The organism is Oceanobacillus sp. FSL K6-0251, from assembly GCF_038004725.1.
Classification (GTDB): Bacteria; Bacillota; Bacilli; order Bacillales; family Amphibacillaceae; genus Oceanobacillus; species Oceanobacillus oncorhynchi.
The window spans coordinates 1,454,294-1,473,351 of the sequence record NZ_JBBORS010000001.1 but is presented as its reverse complement, the minus strand read 5'-3'; the positions used below and the strand labels follow the sequence as shown (position 1 = coordinate 1,473,351).

The following is a 19,058-nucleotide window of genomic DNA, read 5'->3' as shown; positions in this document are numbered from 1 at the left end:
CTTTTTGCGAACATTTCGCACAAAACCCTAACTATTTTTTCAATATACATCAATGAAGGAGGAATTTTATTAGAAATGGAAAACTTTACAATTTGGTCATTAATGATAGATATTAGTATTATTTCAGGATTACTATTAGCAGGAACAATCCTACGGGCAAAAGTGAAATGGATTCAATCGCTATTCTTGCCGGCCAGCATGATTGCCGGATTTCTCGGACTTGCATTTGGTCCCAGCGGGGTTGGTATTCTGCCCTTTTCAGAGCAATTCAGCAGCTACCCTACATTGCTGATTGCAGTTATTTTTGGAGCGATTCCAATCGGCGCTGCGAAAGTGCGATTATCAGAGGTATTTCACCGCGTTCGTGATATGTTCTCCTACTCCATTATCTTAACATTATCCATGTGGGGCGCAGGCGTTCTATTCGCTTTACTTCTATTAAACCCTATCTTCAGTGACTTGCCTAATGGGTTTGGACTTATTTTAGGAGCAGGTTTTCTAGGCGGACATGGTACGGCTGCTGCTATAGGAGAAGGGTTAGCACATGCCGGCTGGGAAGAAGCAATGGATCTTGGCATGACCTCTGCTACTGTAGGAATTCTGGTTGCTGTTTTAGGAGGTCTTTTTCTTATTAAACGCAGTACGGAAAACGGACATACCACATTTATTTCAAGCTTTAGGGATCTCCCTTCTGAACTAAAATCTGGTTTAATGCCGGCTTCCAAACGTTCTGCAATGGGACAAGAAACGGTATCATCCAATTCGATTGACCCGCTTGTTCTCCATCTGGCAATTATCGCTTTTTTAATTGGCATATCTTACTGGTTAACCAATTTATTGACAGAATGGATACCAGCTGTGTCCATACCGCTATTCAGCGTCGCCTTCATTTTGGGCTTAGTCTTTCAGGGCATCAGCCGGCAGTTAAAGGCTGATAAATATATTGACGGGCGAGTAATGGAGCGTATCGGCGGAACAGCTACTGATTTCCTGGTTGCTTTTGGTATTGCTTCAATCAATATTACGGTCGTGATGGATTATGCATTGCCGCTGATTTTATTGTTTGCCTTTGGAATACTGTGGGCATATATTCTCTTCCGTTTTGTCGGTCCAAATATATTTAGAGATTTTTGGCTGGAGAAATCTATTTTCGGCTGGGGATGGAGTACAGGTACTGTGGCGATGGGACTTGCCCTTTTACGAATTGTTGATCCGGAACTGAAAAGCCGGACACCGGAAGACTATGCACTGGGGTATGTTGGAGTTGCACCTGTTGATATTATTATTGTTACCTTTGCTCCGATTCTTTTCGCACTTGGGTTTACCTGGGTAATTCCAATTGTTCTCTTGCTTGGCGCTGCTATTGTAATTATGATTTACAAGAAAGCAGGCTGGTGGGGTCAAGGTAAACAGCAAAACACATCAAGCTGACATGCTTGATGTGTTTTTTCTTTTTCACTTTTAATTATACGGATTAAAAATTCCTGCGGACATTATAGATGCGATAGGAGTGCGCCTCCAACCGCCCCGGACACAACAATCACCCAAGGGGGCAGCTTCCAATAGACCAGCATACTAAATAGGATAGCCGCAAAAGCAAAATCAATCGGACCCAGGATAGCACTTGTCCAAATAGGATGATAAAAAGCCGAAATTAAAATCCCTACGACAGCTGCATTTACTCCCATCAAAGCTCCCTTCATTTTTTGATTTTGACGGATTTGATTCCAAAATGGCAGCGCACCTAAAATCAATAAGAATGCCGGCAAAAAGATAGCTGCAGTTGCCAACACTCCGCCTGTCCATCCGTTAATAACAGCGCCAATATATGCAGCAAATGTAAATAATGGTCCAGGCACAGCCTGTGCCGCCCCATAGCCGGCCAAAAAGGAGGTCTCGTCCATCCAGCCTGTCAGTACAAATTCACGCTCCAGCAACGGCAAAACAACATGTCCGCCGCCGAAAACAAGTGAACCAGAGCGGTAAAAACTATCAAACATAGCAATCCAATTCAGAGATGTCACTTCTTTTAAAATCGGAAGCAAAATAAGCAATCCGAAAAAAAGCGATAAACAAATGCCCCCCAGCTTTCGGGAAATCGGAAAAACGAATTTCGATTCTTCGTTCTCAGCATGATTTTTATATACCAAATAACCAATGAGGCCTGCTAATAAAATAACGCCAACTTGAGTAAAGGCTGTTTGCCATAATAAAGTGATAACTAACGCGAACAGCGCAATGGATTTGCGCTTTAAATCCGGTGTCAATTTTTGAGCCATTCCTAAAATCGCATGCGCTACAACAACAACTGCTACGATTTTTAACCCTTGAATCCACCCAGTCTCTTCCATAGCTGAACCTTGTAAGATCAAAGCAAAAATAATCAACGCTATGACAGAAGGCAGCGTAAAGCCAATAAAAGATATTATCCCCCCGAGGATGCCTCCGCGCATGACACCAATACCAATACCAACTTGGCTGCTTGCTGGCCCAGGTAAAAACTGACACAGTGCAACTAAGTCGCTGTAACTTTTTTCATCCATCCATTTTCTTTTCCGGACATATGCCTCATGAAAATATCCAAGATGCGCAATCGGTCCGCCAAAAGATGTCAATCCCAGCCGTGTAGAAATAAGCAGAATTTCGAATAGTAGTTTGAATTTCTCTTTTGATGTTGTAATATGATTCACCCAGTACACCCTTCCCTGTCAGTCTTTAATTTCTTTAAACAGTTCATATGCTTTCTCTCGAGCTTCCTCCAGCACGGTCCGCCCTTTATCGGTAGCCGTATAATATTTTCTTATTTTCCCGCCTGCATTACGTTCTTCCATACTCAATAGTCCATCCTTTTCCATCGAGTGAAGAATCGGATATAAGGTTCCTGGACTTATCTTGTATCCATGCTCCCTTAATTCATCCAGCATCCATACACCAAAAATCGGGTGTTCCATTGCATGATGCAGTATATGGATTTGAATAAATCCCAAAAATAACTTTCTTAATATTTTTTCTTCCAATTTGATTCATCCCCTGAAGTATTGATATCGAACCCTGATATCGAATTTCGTTATTAATTTACCATTAAAGCGCAACCAGTTCAATCTATCATCTAAAAAATTTACAGAAACTTTACAAAACAGGAAAAAGCCAATCTATCCCATCCGCATATGGAACAAATTGACTTTCAAAGATTAAATGAATTTTTTAGAGGTTAAGCTCCTTCTATCATATCCCGCCTATTATAGCCGAGGTAACCAATTATCATTAAAGCAATACTAATGCCCGTTATAACCATAAAAACTGGAGCATCAAAACGGTCCATCGGCATTTGCGGAATCCAGCTTTGGATGGCTGTTTTCGAGAACCAGCCCGGTAAATCCAAAATACCTCCAAAATAATTCAGGATAAAGGAATAACCAAGATACGCATAAATTATTTTCCCTAACTTCGGTGCCCATCCAAGTGCTAAAGCTGCAAGTCCGATAAAGAATAAGACGGATGGAAAGAAGTTATAGCCCGCAGCCAGAAAATCGCCGATGCTGAGCGCACCATGGTCGCCCATAACGGAGATAGCCGTACCTCCAAGACCTCCGGCAGCAAGCAAGGTTCCAATTAACCCGGACAAAATTGCTAACCCGATTGTCGTCCAGTAAAATTGACCGCGCGTGACTTTTGTAGCGTGAAGCTGGCTTAAATGCAAACGGCTCTCTTCCGCAAAAAGCTTATTCACAATAACGATTGGCAGAATAGATACCAAAACAATCATGACCATCATAATTGTTCCTGTAAAAGATTCTTCAATAGAAACGCCTGACTGTGCAAACATTTGCGCCATCATTTCATTACTTTCCAGAAATGTCTGCATATCCCCATAAATGGAGCCGTACGCTGCGCCCATCACTGCAAAGCCAATCAGCCAGCCAATAATAACTCCCTTATTCAGTTTGGCAAACAATCCCTGCACCGATAATAGAGACCGTCTTGCATGCTCTCTGCCTTCTCTTTCAGGCAAGTAACCCGCACCCATATCACGCCCGCCTTCCAGTGCAAAAGCAAGGCTTACCATCACTGCACTAAAAATCAGGGCAAAAATAATCGGGAGCCAGCTGTTCTCTGTAAATGGATAAGTCAAATACGTCCAGCCGAGCGGATTGAACATGGATAAATCCACATTCGATACATCCGTTCCAGCACGAATAATATAGAGCAGCCCGACCAAACCTAAGCTTGAGCCTGTGGCACTGGATGAAGCCGGCATGATTTGCGCCATCACCAGTCCAATGACTGCTCCAATCACGCCGGCTACCCCAATCGACGTTCCAAATAGAATGGAGCCGTGGACAGAAACCGTATCAACATTAAAAATCATTAACAGACCGCTAATAAAAAGCGCCAATAATACATTAATAACAATCACTTCTGCCATTGCTGCAAGCGAATTTGCCTGTCTACCAATTTGAAAAGAGCGTACAAGCTCCGTCAGCCTGAGATCTTCCTCTTTACGTGTGTGACCTACAATATGCAGAACAGACATAATCATCGCAAATAATCCGCAGAATAATAACATCTCATGTGCATACATCGCTCCTAATGTATATTCCGCTGCCGTTTCAATTGGTGTGGGACCGACCATGGAGATCATCGCAGGGTTTTGCAGTGTTTCATACATTCCTATTAACCCTTGCCCCTTTGCTATTTCTTCAAACGCAGGAACAAAGCCTCCTGAAAATAAACCTACTCCCAAAATCCAAAAAATAATCTTTTTCCAATCACGCTTTAGATACTGTAAAAACAAGGTATCCCAACGTGCAAATTTTTCCTTCATTGCCTTTCACCTCCCTGTCAGCTTTTATCCCTCATAATGCCGCATAAATAAATCCTCAAGTGTCGGCGGTACCGCTTCAAACTTTTTCACACCAAGCTTCGTTGCCTCCGTTAAAATAGCATTGATGTATTTATTATCAGCAGAAAATGTCGCTTCGTTATCTTTCTGTGTAAAATCATGGATACCCTCTACAAATTCCATTTGCGAAACATCTCCTTCGGTTGATAAGGTGACAGCAGAGCGAGTCAAATGCCTTAATTCATCTAATGTCCCGGACTCTACAATCTCCCCCTGACGAATAATAACGACCCTGTCAGCTAAACGCTCTACCTCACTCAAAATATGAGAAGACAGTAAAATGGACTTTCCTGCTTCCTTGATTTTTTCTACTTCTTCCTGAAAGACCGCTTCCATCAAGGGATCAAGACCAGAAGTCGGCTCATCAAAAATATATAAATCGGATTCCACAGATAAAGCAGCGATTAAGCCAACTTTTTGCCGGTTTCCTTTGGAGTACCCCTTGGCCTTTTTCTTCGGATCCAGTTCAAAACGTTTGATTAAATAATCACGTTTTTGCTTATCTCCGCCCCCATGCAGCTTCATAAACAAATCAATAATTTCTCCCCCGGTCAGACTTCCCCAGAGCGCGACATCTCCCGGCACATAAGAAATACGTTTATGGATTTCCAGGCTTTCCTTCCAAACGTCCTTTCCAAAAATTTCTGCCTGCCCGGCATCCCGCTTAATAATTCCTAATAAAGCACGAATTGTCGTTGACTTACCAGCACCGTTGGGACCGATAAAACCAACAACTTCTCCCGCTTCTACAGTGAAAGTCACATCACTTAACGCTTGAAACTTACCAAACTTCTTTTGCAGGCCTTGTAATTTCACAATTTTTGTCATAAGGCTGACACTCCTTCTCTCCTTCATTTCATACGCTGTTTTACCCAGTTCTGCCTTAATCGTTCAAAAAACTAAACAAAACTATTCACCACACCACAGTTCAAAATAATACTTCAAATAAAAAGTTTTAAACCACAAAACTATTTTACAGTTCAATATTATTCCTTTTTATAAATGAAGTCAATATAATATATACTATTTTTTATTTGCCAGTTCATAATTAGACAGATATAATAAATAGGAAGAGATGCATTCATTTTTAGAAATTTTATTGAATGTTCAACGGAAAGCAGGTTATATATGTGAATGGTTTTGAAAAAAGAACAGAGGAAAAGAAACGAAAGATTTTAGAAGCAGCTTTTGAGCTGATAAACGGAGATACAGATGCCGGCAATGTAACCATGGAGGAAATCGCAAAGCATGCAAATGTCGGAAAAGCTACCCTTTTTAAGTATTTTGGCAGCAAGGATAATCTGATTCGTGAAGTTTTTCAGGACTTTATTAATCAATTGATTACCGATGCCAAAGAAATTATAGCTGAAAATCACTCTTTTGAAGAAACACTGATTGCATTAAGCCAAAATAAAATCAGCTATTTAGATAAAATCAATCACCAATTTTATATGCGAATGATGGATTTTTTCACGAAAAAGGATGAGGAAGGTCTATCTTTAATGATGCAGAAATTTAATGAAGTAAATTACGGCATGCTATTGGATTTATTCCATTGCGGCCGTAAAGAGGGAAAAGTGGACTTGAAATATTCCGATGAATTTCTGATTCTTTATTTCCAGGCAATTGTAGAAGGCATTTCCAAGCCGCAGATTTATGAGAAAATCGCTCCCTATACCGAAGAATGGACAGAGATGCTTATTAAAGGGATTGCCCCGAGGAAGGATTGATAATGGCTTTTAGACAGTTATCCGGTTGAAAAAGGGAAGGAACCGGCGCCGGTTCCTTCCCTTCTGTCTTAATTAATACCCTACTTCCACAACGGCATTGACAATATACATCAGGTCATTTTTATCCTTTTGCTCACTTAGATAGATACCATTTGTCGAGGCCAAGCCTCCCTCCAGTTTTTCCACCGACACATCGCCATATGGTATTAACTTTTTGATTCTTTCCTCATCCAAGTCCTCCAGATCTCTGGGGATGCCTAATTTCACATTTACCTTCATATTATTTAAATCCTGATTAGGAAGAGCGTCCTGAATACCTGGCATTGAATTAGATTGTATCGCATTGTTAATGGCACGCTCTGAAGCTTGGTTCACGTCCTGTCCATGGAGATCTACTCCTGTACCTGTCTGAATGAATATCTTTTTTTCCATGTTGTTCTCTCCTTCTTGATTTTTTTCAAATTCGGTATAACACATGAATACCCTTTTGCTATGCATACCTGATTTTGAATGATAATTACTTTCATTTTTCCAACTGCTTATGCTCAACCACCGTTTTTAATCCAGATAATAGAATATGTCCAACCGTTCTGGAATAAACGAACCAGATCTCTATGCTGTTTTTATTACCAATTCCGCTGTAATTCCATAAGCAGCAAAGTTCGCTGCGACTTCATTAATTACATTTTAGATAAGTGGCTCTTATTCCTACATTTTCCCGATAAAATTTGTGATAAAACACTCCTTTTATAGTTATTCCAAATATAAAATCTTTTAAGAATTGCTTTTATCGCAGTATAACTGGCTGCAAGACTTCCGCTTCTAAATAGAGAAAACAGGAAAATCAATCGCGGATGGCTGGAATTTAGATTTCAATCAAGCAAATTTGAACGTAGATAGCTCAAAACAAATCAATGATTTATAGCGGTATAATATTAGTGTAATGAAATTAATCATCAAAAATCGAGATTTCAGAAAGTGCTTTTCTAAGATTAATAGCATCCCAAGGCAGATGTTCAGCAATCCCAAGTCCTACAATTTCAGCTTTTCCTGAAACATCGTTCAGTACACGGACCACTTCAGCAAGCTTCATTTTTCCCACTGCAGCAGGAAAATCTTCTGCATCCGTATATGGTTCTGCCGGATAAACGGAACGGAAATCTTTTGGAGACAAGACATCCAGATCAAAGTGAACAGCTAAATATTCGATTTTGTTTTCCTTTATCCAATCTATGATTAGCTGGCTATTCTCTTTTAGCTCATCCGGACCGGCAAAGCGTACATTTAATTCCTTTACTAGTTTATCTCTATCACGTAAATTCTTTTCTATTAATCCTGCATACATCATATGACTTGTAGAAATTGGATTTTTCACTTTGGTAACAGATTGATCCGCACCTTTTCCAAGCAAATTCGCTGCAATCATCTCATGCCCATTTGACGAACCATTTGTTGTTGCAATATCAGGATGTGCATCCAACCATAAAATCCCTAGCTTATCTCCATATTTTCCACTCAAATAATCAAATGGTACTTGGTCCATGGAGCAGCCCCCGCCAAAAATAATGACTTTATCCGGCTATTGTTCTTTCAGGATATCAGCTGTCTTTTCCATTTGTTGAGATATTGCTTTGCCACCTGCTATTCCTTTTTCCTAAATTCCTACACTGTTAAACATGACGTCAAATATAACATTCCTTTCTTTAAATATGATTCCATCTATTACGTTATTTCTATAACAGATCTATGTTGCTCTACAACAGAGCGGAGAATTTAATTTGAATTTATTATAGTATACGTATTACTAAAAAAGATTCTAAAGGAAGTCAGTTAAAAATAAATAAGTAATAATTTGCCTCCTTCTATTATTCCATTCAAAATAATGAACTATATATTCCATAAAAGTAATTTATTACTAGTTATTGATGTACTTCTCTATTAATAACAAAAAATTCCCTTGCAAAATTCATTTCATAACCCTCCCAAACTATTTCCCGGGAAATTTCCAACAATTTTCATTACGTTATTCTTTTGTCTCAATGAATATTTCATCTCTAAAAATATTAAAATTCGACAACGATTACTAAGTATATCTATTAACAAAAAAAGAAGGCAGCGCTGCGTACCATTCAGTACCAACGCTGCTCTTTCCAGCCTGAAATTCAGACTGGGGGATTCTACTTCCGGTTTCAGCAATTACCGATTAAAGGACAATAGAACCTCTTGCCGTTATTACCATTCAAAAGTGTTCGTCATGTCCATCGCTTTTCTGGTGCCTTTTTTGCTCCTTTCTGCCCGTTGGCTGATTTCATCTCTTAATGTTGCACAAAAATTCTGTTCCAGCTTTAATTTTACTGCATTTCTCAAGGACTCCTGCAAGAGCTCGTCTGACAAATGCCTAAGACTGTTCATGAATATCCCTCCCACATTAGCATTTTTGAACCTTTCGATTTTCAACAGCCGGAAGTAGAATCTATCTAAAATATTACAAAGTAAGACAGAAAGGGCAAAATAATTCGACAATAACCGCCAGGTAGGATAATATTTTTAGGTCTCTTTTGAACATCCTAAAAAAGAAAATCCAAACCTATTCTTAGCTTGAATAAGTTTGGATTACTCTTTAAACATTATTTTATTCTATTACATTGGTTACTATTTTTGTTCTGAACCTGTGTTTTCCTCTGGAGAATCATCTGCTTCTTGTTCACTCTGCTCATAAGAAGCAGCAGCTTCCTGTTCCTTTCTCTCATCAACTTGACGCTGCGTGATGATTTCTCCATCCGGCGTCATATATTTCTTGTTCATCTTCCTTGTTTCCGGATCAATAAAGCTGTAGATAATCGGAATGATAAACAAGGTTAAGAACGTACTTGCAGTCAGGCCGCCGATAACAACAATCCCCATTGGTGCAATTCCTTCCATGCCTTCACCGATTTCCAGCGTTAGCGGAAGCATACCCAGAATCGTTGTAACAGCTGTAATGAGAATCGGTCTGAATCTGTCTTGAACGCTGATTTCAATCGCTTCATAAGCAGACATTCCTTTTTCCTTCTGCTGCTGGATATAATCGACAATCAAGATTGCATTGTTCACAACAATTCCGATAAGCAGAATAATACCTACCATTGCTATGACACTCAGCGGATTATTGGTAATTAACAGAGACAAAGCAACCCCAATAAATGCTAATGGAATTGTCATAATAACAGCAAATGGTGCTTTAAATGATTCAAACTGAGCAACCATGACAAGGTAGATAAATACGATTCCAAGTGCAATTGCAAGGATTAATTGCGGAATGGCATCATTGAGCATTTCCATATCGCCGCCCATAGAATGCTCTGTATCTTCATGCAGGTCAAGGTCTGTAATAACGTCATCAATCAGCTGACTTGCTTCATTTAAAGAAAGGCTGTCGCTGAACGAAACCGTTAATTCCCTTGTATCTGTCATCTCATCTCTATTTATAAGCGTAGGCGATTCAGCCTCTTCTAACGATGCAATATCGCCTAAATCGATATACTCTCCTTCATCATTTGGGATAGAGATATTCTCAAATGCCTCTTCACTTTCTAAGACATCTGCAGGATATTTCACATTGATTGTGGTGTAGCCGCCGGATTCTTCTATTGTAGAAGCTTCGACACCATTGGTTGCCTCATATAGAGCCTCTCCTACCTGTGCCGGCTGAAAACCATTTTCACGCGCTTCTGCTTTATCCACAACTACTTGCAATTCTTCCACTGTCCCTGAATTGCTGGATGTCACACTGTTAATATCCGCTTCGTCCTCCAATTCATTGATGATGTCTGTTTCTGCTTCATCCAGACGTTCTTCATCATTATCGGAAACATTCAGTACAACTGTATTTGGTTCCCCGGCGCCAGCCTGTGACATCGGGATAACATTGATTTCTGCGGATGCATCTGTATCTTGAATATCATCTTCCACTTCATTGATAAATTCAGAAGTGGTCATATTTCGGTTACTTGCATCTGTTAATTGCACGCTTATGGTTGCTGTATTGCTTTCATCTGCAAAAGACATCATACCGGATGAACCAGCTGTACTTAGATAAGCGTCCACTTCCTCATGATTATCCAGTTCTGCTTCAATATCTTCTACAGTTGCCAGGGTGTCTTCCAGTAAGGTTCCCTGTTCTTTTTCCACCTCTATGGTTAAAAACCCTTCATCTTGCTCTGGCATAAACTCCATTCCCTGCACAGCCAAACCAAAGGCACCAGCAAGGAACAGAATAACAGCTGCAAACAGTACAGAGGCCCTGTGCCGCAACGACCATGCAGTAGCCTTTCTCAATCGTTTCATATATCCTTTTTGCTTCCGCTTCGTTTCATCCATATTTTTCGGTACCGTCAAAATACGGCTTGCCAGCATCGGTACTACCGTGACCGCTACAAATAGGGAAGCCAGCAGACTGAATACAACCGTAATTGCTAATGGCGTAAATAACTGCCCTACCAGACCAGTAACAAACACGACTGGTAAAAATACAGAAGCTGTCGTTAATGTAGAAGCAAGGATTGCTGTAACCACTTCCCTGGTTCCTTCTCTTGCTGCTTGTTTCGGATTTTTACCCATCGACAGATGTCTATAGATATTCTCAATAACAACAATTGAGTTATCGAGCAGCATCCCAATTCCAAGTGCTAAACCACCCAATGTCATCATGTTAATGCTGATATTTGTGAAAAACAGCAAAGCAAAGGTAGTGATGACGGAAAATGGAATCGATAATCCAATAATCAATGGAGCTTTCAGATTTCGTATAAATGCAAACAGCACAAACATTGCTAATACCGCACCGCTGATCAAGGAAACATAGATACTGTCGATTGCCATATCTATATACTCGCCTTCGTCATAAAGTGTACTGACAGAAAGCTGTTCATATTCCTCGTCATCAAGCAAAGCATCCAATTCTTCATTAAATTCTGCGTTTACAGAAGATGCATTCGCCCCGTCAGCTAACATCATTTCAAGCTGAACAGCATCTTCCTCGTTAAAGCGGGTAATGACGCCGCCATTATCTTCGGAAATAGAAATATCTGCCACGTCATTCAATGTTACCTCTTCATCAGGCATGTCGAGCAAAACGAGTTCCCGCAGTTCATCCAATCCATCCAATTCATTCATGGTACGAGTAGAAATGTTATAACCCTGCTCTGTATCTTCAATTGTATTAATAGGCATCGAAATATTATTCGCTTCAATCATTCCGGCAATATCCGATTGAGAGAGATTATAGTCACTTAGTGCTTCTGTATCTAATTCAACAGCTACTTCCCTTTCCATTAAACCATTAATATTAATTGATGCGACTCCTTGAATCGATTCCAGTTCATTTGCCAAATCATTGACCTGATTTTCAAATTCTGCTGTGTCTCCATTCGTAGACGTCGCTGCCATTTGTATGCTCGGCATCATGGAAATATCAAATTCGATAAAACTTGGCTCTTCCGCCTGTTCCGGCAGATTCGTAGAGGATATTGTACGAGTTATTTCATTCTCCACCTCATCTATCGTCATATCATAATCAAATTCCAAAATAACGAGTGAGGAAGCTTCCTGTGATTGTGAGGAAATATTTTGTAACCCTGTAACGGTAGAAAGATCCTCTTCCAGAGGTTCTGTAACGCTGTCTAAGACTTCCTCAGGCCCTGCTCCAGGGTAGCTTGTTGCGACAACTGCAACAGGCGGTTCAATCTCTGGCATCATTTGAATTGGGAGCCTGGTTAGCGATACGCCGCCCAGAATTAAAAGGACCAACATCACAACTATCGTGAATTTTGGTCTCTTGATAGAAAAGTTCGATAAATTCTTCACTTGCAAAATTCCTCCTATTAAATTTTTTGTTGTCTATTCAAAATTTCAACAACATGTTGTATTATTTATTGTAAGGAGATACGTATCATTAAACAATGAACAATTAGGGTCCATTTGTTGAAAAAAGGAGGGATTCATGATGGGTGTCAAAGAACAGACAAAATTTAATTTGCAGGAAGCATTTTGGGATATTTATAAAGAGAAACCTATCAATAAAATTTCGATTAAGGAAATAACAGACCGCGCAGGATATAACAGAGGAACCTTTTATAATTATTATACGGACGTATACGATATACTGAATGAAATCAAACAAGGCCTTGTACCATCAGAAGAATTAATCTCAGCTGTTTTACAGTGGTTTCAAGACCATGATCTGGGCAGTATTACAAAGGAAGAGAAAGAACGAGCCCGCTTTGAAGTAGAACAATCCTATGACGACGAATTGAACGAAAAAATGAATGAACGGATTATGGTGCTGCTTGGACCAAATGGAGATCCAGATTATTTATACGAATATAAAAAAGAAGCTCGAACGAAAGTAATGGAGCAAGTAAAAGATTTAAATGAAAAAGATCAAATCAAATTGGAATATATCATTGAATTTTTGCTTTCAGGAATCATTCATACGTGGATGCTTTGGAATGAAAATAACATGAATATATCCAAAGAGGAAGTAGATGGGATGTTTGACGAAATCTCGGAAATTGGATTTGAGAAGGTGCTCAGCGATATATTTAATAATAAAAAGTAACGCAGGATAAAATAATGAATGAAGGATGAACAGGATATGAAGCGTAAAGCCGCTGCAGCATAGAAAAGAAGCTTTCCCTTCTGAAATAAGACAGGAAAAGCTTCTATACGGTTAATTCCGCATTATTGTTTTGCTTTATCAAAAAACATCAACTCTTCATCAATCGGCTCTCTTGATTGTATATGAGATGATGGTGAATCAGAGCTATCTTCATTTGGCATGTGAACGACGGTATCCGCTGACTTTTTATTCACCCTTTAACATCCGCAGCCCATTAAGAATAACAAGAATCGTACTTCCCTCATGCCCAATAACACCCAGCGGCATATTGATAATCTGCAGAAAATTGCTGGCAATCAGAATAGCTATGATAGCAAGAGAAAAAATAATATTCTGTTTTACAATGGCATTCATTTTTTTCGAAATCCGAATCGCGTTAACCATTTTTGCTAAATTATTTTTCATCAGCACAACGTTTGCTGTCTCCAAAGCAATATCGCTTCCTGCGCCCATCGCCACACCAATGTTAGCTGTCGCCAGGGCCGGCGCATCATTTACACCGTCGCCAATCATTGCTGTCTGCTGGTTGTGCGCTCTCAGCTGCTTTAAATAATTTACCTTATCCTCCGGCAAGCAATTGGCATGGAATTCTGTAATTCCAGCTTCCTGAGCAATGCTTGCTGCAGTTGCTTGATTATCACCTGTCAGCATAATCGTTCTTAAACCAAGCTTATTCAGCTCTTGTATTGCTTCAACAGCATCTTGCCGGAGAGTATCCTTCAGCAAAAATACAGCAATAATCTCCGCATCTTTTCGCACAAATATATTGGTCGTCGCTTGTTCTTGTGGAGTAAAGACTTGCAGGAACTGATCTGCGTCCTGCTTTCCAACCAATTCTGCATTACCAATCCACCAAGACACTCCATCCAATTCAGCTGACAGCCCTTTTCCGTTATGGTGCTTGACAGCTGCAGATAACTCTCTTAGACCTCCCCGGGATACGCTCGCCCATTGTTTCATAGCCTGAGCCAGCGGATGAATGGATTCACTTTCCATCGTATAAATAACATTTGCCAAGGATTCGCTATTCTCTCCTTGCTTTATAAAATAATCAACGACGGCAGGTTCTCCTTTGGTCAACGTCCCTGTCTTATCAAAAGCAACCGCATCTAATTTAGCTAAAGCTTCTACATACACACCACCTTTGAACAGAATCCCCTGACGCGCCCCATTGGAAATTGCGGATAAAGTCGCCGGCATAATCGAAGCAACTAACGCACATGGCGAAGCGACAACCAATAGAATCATGGCGCGGTAGATGGTATCAGTCCAGGACCAGCCAAATAAAAAATGTGGAAGAAACATCATCACAGCAACAGTAACCAATACAACGTTGACATATACCCCTTCAAATTTCTCAATAAATTGCTGAGAGGGAGATCGTTCTTCATGCGCATCTTGAACCAGCTCGATAATTTTTTGAAACATGGTCTCTGTCGGTAACGTATTTATTTCAATTTGCAGACTGCTGCCAAGATTAACTGTGCCAGCATAGGCCTCATCGCTTACTGTTTTAGTAATAGGAATCGATTCTCCGGATAATGCACTCTCATCTACGGTTGTATCTCCTTTGACAATAATTCCATCTGCCGGGATTCTCTCCCCTGATTTTACAGTAATGCAATCACCCGGTTTTAATTCACTAATGCTTATTATCTCACCATTTAGCAGGGTAGCACTTTCCGGCTGCAGCTTCATCAGGCTTTTCAATTCATTCTTATTTTTATTTTCCGTATAGCTTTCCAAAGCACCGGATAAAGAAAAGATGAAAATCAAGATAGCTCCTTCTGCCCAGTAGCCGATGGAAGCTGCTCCAATAGCTGCAATAATCATCAGCAGCTCTACATTTAATTTTTTGGTTTTATATGTCTCTGTGATTCCTTCCTTCGCTTTTGCAAAACCGCCAATTAAAAAAGCAGCAATCAATAAAGTAATCCATAAGGCATGACTAATATGGCCGGATAATATCCAGGCAGTCAAAATAAGTATTCCGCTTATTGCTGCGGCAATGATTTCTCCATGTATTTTGAGATACAATAAGAAAGTACCACTGCTGTTTGTTCCCGTCATTTTACACTCCCCCTTTTAACACCATACAAATCTCTGATATTGATTATCATTTTCATTTATTTATAATTAATATTATATTATAATTATTATAAATAGTATATCATACTTTTCATTGGATTGTTTGTAGAAATGGTGACAAATTTTATTTAGGATATGCTATAGTCACAGATAAGAGACTTATTTCAATGGTTAGAGGAAATATTATCAAAGGTGGGGTTCGTTTATGCGTAATGACAAAGAAACTCCCGAAGAAACCAGAGAAAGACTCCGGCAAGAGGAATTAAAAAAATCATCAAGCAGTATTCATGGTGGAGGCCTGTCCGATTTAGTTGGCGGGTTAGGGTGGAAAGGTACAGGTATTTTAATTCTGCTTCTAATTATTGCCGGTGTTATTGTATTACTATTTGTAAAGTAGACAGCGGATTTAAGTTGCATGGCTTTAGAAGATAGTTGTTATTATTTATAACTCAACTTTCGCACCTAAGAATAAGCAAATATATTTTGCTATTTCAGGGTGAACATGTTCTCCATTACCATGCTTGCATTTTGGTGAAATATCCGGCCTTTTTGGAATTGGTGATGGTGCTTAGCTCCGCTCCGGCCAACCACTCCGCTTTCCGACGTACAAATGTTTTCGATGGGGTGAGTAATCGCAACCCCATCGAAAACATTTGTTGCAACGTCTGCACTAGTACGTCCTGTACGTCGGAAAGCAAAATGGTCCGCCTCAGCGGTGCTTTACACTTCACCTTTTATTCTTTGTCAAGGGGTTATCGAAGGAACGATCACCCCCCTGTTTCTATAGAAATGAAGTTACTTTTTAATGTGCGGAAGTTGAGTTTATAATTTCCAGCGATTTAAGTTATAAGCGTTTAAAAAAGTGCCTAAGTCAAACTCTCAGGCACTTTTTATAAGAACATAAAGTCATTGATTTATCACTTTTTCCTACTAATAAAAAGACAATAATCCCTGACAAATAGGCGGTTTAAATCAATCCTATTTTTATTCTCTAAATTGTCGCTCTTCTGCCAGTTCTTTTTTTCGTTTATTTATTTGGATCAATCCATATAAGAACAAGCATAGAATTAAAACGAATATAACCGTTGTAATCATTGATAAAATATAAGGAGTAGAATTATTTATCATCAACACAGTTGAAAAAATTAAAATCGTTATAATCGAAATAAATCCAGCAAGAAGACGCTGAAACATCCTCTTTAAGTGTACAATCCTTGAATCCAAATCAGAAAAGATATTAAATTCTCCTAGTTCAGCGTTTTTACGAAAATAAATCCAGTTAGAAAACTCTCCAATTTTCTCCGCTCCGGTTTCTTCCATAAAATCAATGTAATCTTTGCGTTCTTTTTTCGTTAATTTTGGATCGAGTAATTCCAATCGATAAATGTATTTATTGGGAGTGCTTTTTATAAAACGATAATTGGGTACACTTACTTTTACCAACTCCCAACCATCTGAAGCCATTTCGTTTAACCATTGCTCTTCTTCGGCAAATTTCCAGACAGTGAAAAGCTTTTTAACTTTTTTCTCCATTGTCCTTTTCCTCCATTTCTACTATTTTCTTTCCGTTATTAATCAGCTCTTGCAGTCTTAACAGTTCCATCTCCACCATTTTCTTCCCTTGGGCGGTAATGAGATACTCTTTTTTTCGATTATTAACATTTTTAGGAAGAGCCTCAATCCAGCCCTTGTCTAACAGGTTATTCAAAGCACCATATAGCGTACCCGCTGCGAGAGTCACTCTTCCCGCTGACATCATTTCTACTTTTTGCATAATCCCGTAACCATGAAGCGGCTTATATAGAGAAAGCAGCGTGTAATAAACCGCTTCTGTTAAAGCTATCTGCTCATTCTGCATCTTATTATCTCCTCGTCTTTTTATATTTGTTCACGTTATATCGACTGACGATATAATTTAGTATATCGTAACCCGATATAACTGTCAACGATATAAAAAACCTCGTTTGAAAGGTTCATCAATGCGACAAACCTTCCAAACGAGGTTTTTCAATTCCAAACATATTATTTTTTGAGAAGTTGTATAAAAACACCTTAGAATTTCCCAGCTCGATTGGACTGCTTCTCATTCAAATCGCGATAGAACCGCTCCTTACGAGAAGGGTAGCGTCCATTCCCCCGGCGTTCTCTGGATTTTTTCATTTGTGCCTGGATATACATCATCAGTGGCAGAACACCAAGTGCATATCTCCCATAACGCCCCACTTCAAAATCTGGTAAAACCGACTCAACCACAACAGGAAATACAGTAAATACCAAACCAATCATAGCAACTAAAATAATTTCAGCATGGAACCTTCTGCTGACACGCGTAACCTTCCGCCCCATCGCCAAAATAAACGAAATAATATATACAGCCACCAGGCAAAAGCCAGCATAAAGCATCGTAAAAAATGCTGCGTCTCTCGCATTATCACCAATCAAAAAGTTTATCGGCTCTCCTTGGTATAAGATTCCCTCTTCGCTTCCATTAAACGTAAAGAACACGATCACCATATAGCCGACCATAAAGAACATAAAGAAAGTTAGACCTAAAATAACAATACTCCACAGAATCAGAAAAAGTCTGCGAATAAAACGAAAGATAAGGCCGGAACCAGGTATTTTGCTAAAAACATAAACAATAAGTAAAAGGATCAAAAAGCCGCCAACTACAAATAGCGTAGAAAGAATTTCATCTGTAATCATCATCTGCTCCTTCATTTTTCTCATAGAGAGAAGTTGCTATTATCATATACAGACTTCGCGTTAGCTGGCAATAGGTTTTTCTAATCAATTCATCATCGTTATAATAAGCCCAGCCTTCCTTCATTTATCCTATCGTTACTTTGGAAATCACATGAAACACCCCTGAAAACAGATTAAAAATCTAATTTCAGGGGTGTTTTCTCTTTATTATTTCAAAGAAATTCATTCTAGAATATAACCTTTTAGTACCCTGCAAACTCCTCAGACCGGATATTATCTTCATTGACACCGGCATCTACAAGCATTTTCTGCATGGCTTCTACCATATCGCCGGGTCCGGATAAATAATATATCGGCTTATTAATATCGGAAACATACCGCTTAAGCAGCTCGGCATCGATATGCCCTCTTTCTCCGCTCCATTCATCCGCATCCGACCTTGTCATGACTGGGACAAAGGTGAAATGACGATTTCTTTTTTCCATATCTTCAAAATCAGATAAAAACGGTGCATCCTCCGGTGTTTTATTCGAATACAGCAATGTAAGGTCATGGTCTGTTTTCTGATTGGTAGCCTCTGCGATCATGCTTCGAATCGGGGTGATACCGATACCGCCAATGAGAAATACTGCCGGCGTTGATTCCGTTTTATGCAAGGTAAAGCTTCCGTTTGCTCCGTCAAATTCGACTTCACTGCCTTCGGGAAGGTCTTTTAATTCTCGTTTAAAAGCGGAATCTCTCAGCCGGGTTGTTGTAACTAATTCTTTTTCACTCGGTGCATAAACGAATGACAATGCTCTTTCCGTTCCTTTCTCATCTATCTCGCTTGGATTAATCAATTTAATATGGGTCAGCTGACCTGCTTTAAATTCAAATCCATCTGGCATTTCCCAATGAAAAGCCATTGTATCTTTTGCAACCAATTCTTTTTTCTTTAATTTGATTCTGCTGTTTGCCATTTCTATTCGCTCCT

The 19,058-nt window shown here is 39.5% G+C and carries 18 protein-coding genes; 4 read left to right on the top strand and 14 right to left on the bottom strand.

What is annotated here, in order from left to right:
* The first annotated feature begins 75 nt into the window (after positions 1–75).
* Entirely contained in the window at positions 76–1,431 is a 1,356-nt protein-coding gene (locus MKY45_RS07575) for a sodium/glutamate symporter (protein WP_193063183.1), read from the top strand.
* Positions 1,432–1,493: 62 nt separating this feature from the next.
* On the opposite strand, the gene MKY45_RS07570 is transcribed toward MKY45_RS07575, so the two are convergent.
* The 4 genes from MKY45_RS07570 to MKY45_RS07555 all read right to left on the bottom strand — a co-directional run bounded on the left by MKY45_RS07570 (position 1,494) and on the right by MKY45_RS07555 (position 5,731).
* Positions 1,494–2,690, bottom strand: a complete 1,197-nt coding sequence (locus tag MKY45_RS07570; protein WP_042532747.1) for a chromate transporter — start codon at positions 2,688–2,690, stop codon at positions 1,494–1,496.
* A gap of 18 nt (positions 2,691–2,708) precedes the next feature.
* Positions 2,709–3,017 (bottom strand): PadR family transcriptional regulator, encoded by a 309-nt coding sequence (locus tag MKY45_RS07565; RefSeq protein ID WP_042532745.1) that lies wholly within the window; start codon positions 3,015–3,017, stop codon positions 2,709–2,711.
* Between the two features lie 194 nt (positions 3,018–3,211).
* Positions 3,212–4,825 (bottom strand): ABC transporter permease, encoded by a 1,614-nt coding sequence (locus tag MKY45_RS07560; RefSeq protein ID WP_193063181.1) that lies wholly within the window; start codon positions 4,823–4,825, stop codon positions 3,212–3,214.
* Between the two features lie 24 nt (positions 4,826–4,849).
* Positions 4,850–5,731, bottom strand: a complete 882-nt coding sequence (locus MKY45_RS07555; RefSeq protein ID WP_042532740.1) for an ABC transporter ATP-binding protein — start codon at positions 5,729–5,731, stop codon at positions 4,850–4,852.
* 302 nt (positions 5,732–6,033) lie between these two features.
* Between MKY45_RS07555 and MKY45_RS07550 the strand changes: the two genes are divergently transcribed.
* Positions 6,034–6,633, top strand: a complete 600-nt coding sequence (locus MKY45_RS07550) for a TetR/AcrR family transcriptional regulator (protein ID WP_193063179.1) — start codon at positions 6,034–6,036, stop codon at positions 6,631–6,633.
* A gap of 72 nt (positions 6,634–6,705) precedes the next feature.
* Here the strand turns inward: MKY45_RS07550 and MKY45_RS07545 are convergent, their stop codons facing one another.
* From MKY45_RS07545 to MKY45_RS07530, 4 genes are all read right to left on the bottom strand, one after another.
* Positions 6,706–7,065: a Lin0512 family protein gene (locus tag MKY45_RS07545; RefSeq protein ID WP_042532738.1), complete on the bottom strand. Its 360-nt coding sequence runs from the start codon at positions 7,063–7,065 to the stop codon at positions 6,706–6,708.
* Between the two features lie 517 nt (positions 7,066–7,582).
* On the bottom strand, positions 7,583–8,197 hold the full coding sequence (locus tag MKY45_RS07540; protein ID WP_341173475.1) for an arginase family protein: 615 nt from the start codon (positions 8,195–8,197) through the stop codon (positions 7,583–7,585).
* A gap of 668 nt (positions 8,198–8,865) precedes the next feature.
* Entirely contained in the window at positions 8,866–9,045 is a 180-nt protein-coding gene (gene sda / locus MKY45_RS07535) for a sporulation histidine kinase inhibitor Sda (protein WP_042532737.1), read from the bottom strand.
* 240 nt (positions 9,046–9,285) lie between these two features.
* Entirely contained in the window at positions 9,286–12,477 is a 3,192-nt protein-coding gene (locus MKY45_RS07530) for an efflux RND transporter permease subunit (protein ID WP_246529042.1), read from the bottom strand.
* Positions 12,478–12,613: 136 nt separating this feature from the next.
* Here MKY45_RS07530 and MKY45_RS07525 point away from each other — a divergent pair, with 136 nt between their 5' ends.
* The gene (locus tag MKY45_RS07525) at positions 12,614–13,231 is read left to right on the top strand and encodes a TetR/AcrR family transcriptional regulator (protein ID WP_139089090.1); all 618 of its coding nucleotides are present in this window, start codon (positions 12,614–12,616) and stop codon (positions 13,229–13,231) included.
* A gap of 122 nt (positions 13,232–13,353) precedes the next feature.
* On the opposite strand, the gene MKY45_RS07520 is transcribed toward MKY45_RS07525, so the two are convergent.
* On the bottom strand, positions 13,354–13,485 hold the full coding sequence (locus MKY45_RS07520) for a hypothetical protein (protein WP_256705961.1): 132 nt from the start codon (positions 13,483–13,485) through the stop codon (positions 13,354–13,356).
* Positions 13,478–15,361 carry a heavy metal translocating P-type ATPase gene (locus tag MKY45_RS07515; RefSeq protein WP_256705960.1) on the bottom strand — a complete coding sequence of 628 codons (1,884 nt, stop codon included), beginning with the start codon at positions 15,359–15,361 and terminating at the stop codon, positions 13,478–13,480. The genes MKY45_RS07520 and MKY45_RS07515 overlap by 8 nt, the downstream gene beginning before the upstream one ends.
* A gap of 223 nt (positions 15,362–15,584) precedes the next feature.
* On the opposite strand from MKY45_RS07515, the gene MKY45_RS07510 reads away from it, so the two are divergent.
* Positions 15,585–15,776, top strand: a complete 192-nt coding sequence (locus MKY45_RS07510; RefSeq protein ID WP_256705959.1) for a DUF6366 family protein — start codon at positions 15,585–15,587, stop codon at positions 15,774–15,776.
* A gap of 587 nt (positions 15,777–16,363) precedes the next feature.
* Here MKY45_RS07510 and MKY45_RS07505 read toward each other — a convergent pair.
* The 4 genes from MKY45_RS07505 to MKY45_RS07490 all read right to left on the bottom strand — a co-directional run bounded on the left by MKY45_RS07505 (position 16,364) and on the right by MKY45_RS07490 (position 19,044).
* Positions 16,364–16,912, bottom strand: coding sequence for a DUF2812 domain-containing protein (locus MKY45_RS07505; protein WP_052485004.1), 549 nt, complete (start codon positions 16,910–16,912; stop codon positions 16,364–16,366).
* Positions 16,896–17,237, bottom strand: coding sequence for a PadR family transcriptional regulator (locus tag MKY45_RS07500; protein WP_042532730.1), 342 nt, complete (start codon positions 17,235–17,237; stop codon positions 16,896–16,898). Before MKY45_RS07500 ends, MKY45_RS07505 begins: the two co-directional genes overlap by 17 nt.
* 194 nt (positions 17,238–17,431) lie before the next feature.
* Positions 17,432–18,109, bottom strand: a complete 678-nt coding sequence (locus tag MKY45_RS07495) for a hypothetical protein (protein ID WP_139089088.1) — start codon at positions 18,107–18,109, stop codon at positions 17,432–17,434.
* 218 nt (positions 18,110–18,327) lie between these two features.
* Entirely contained in the window at positions 18,328–19,044 is a 717-nt protein-coding gene (locus MKY45_RS07490) for an FAD-dependent oxidoreductase (RefSeq protein WP_193063174.1), read from the bottom strand.
* Positions 19,045–19,058: the final 14 nt, after the last annotated feature.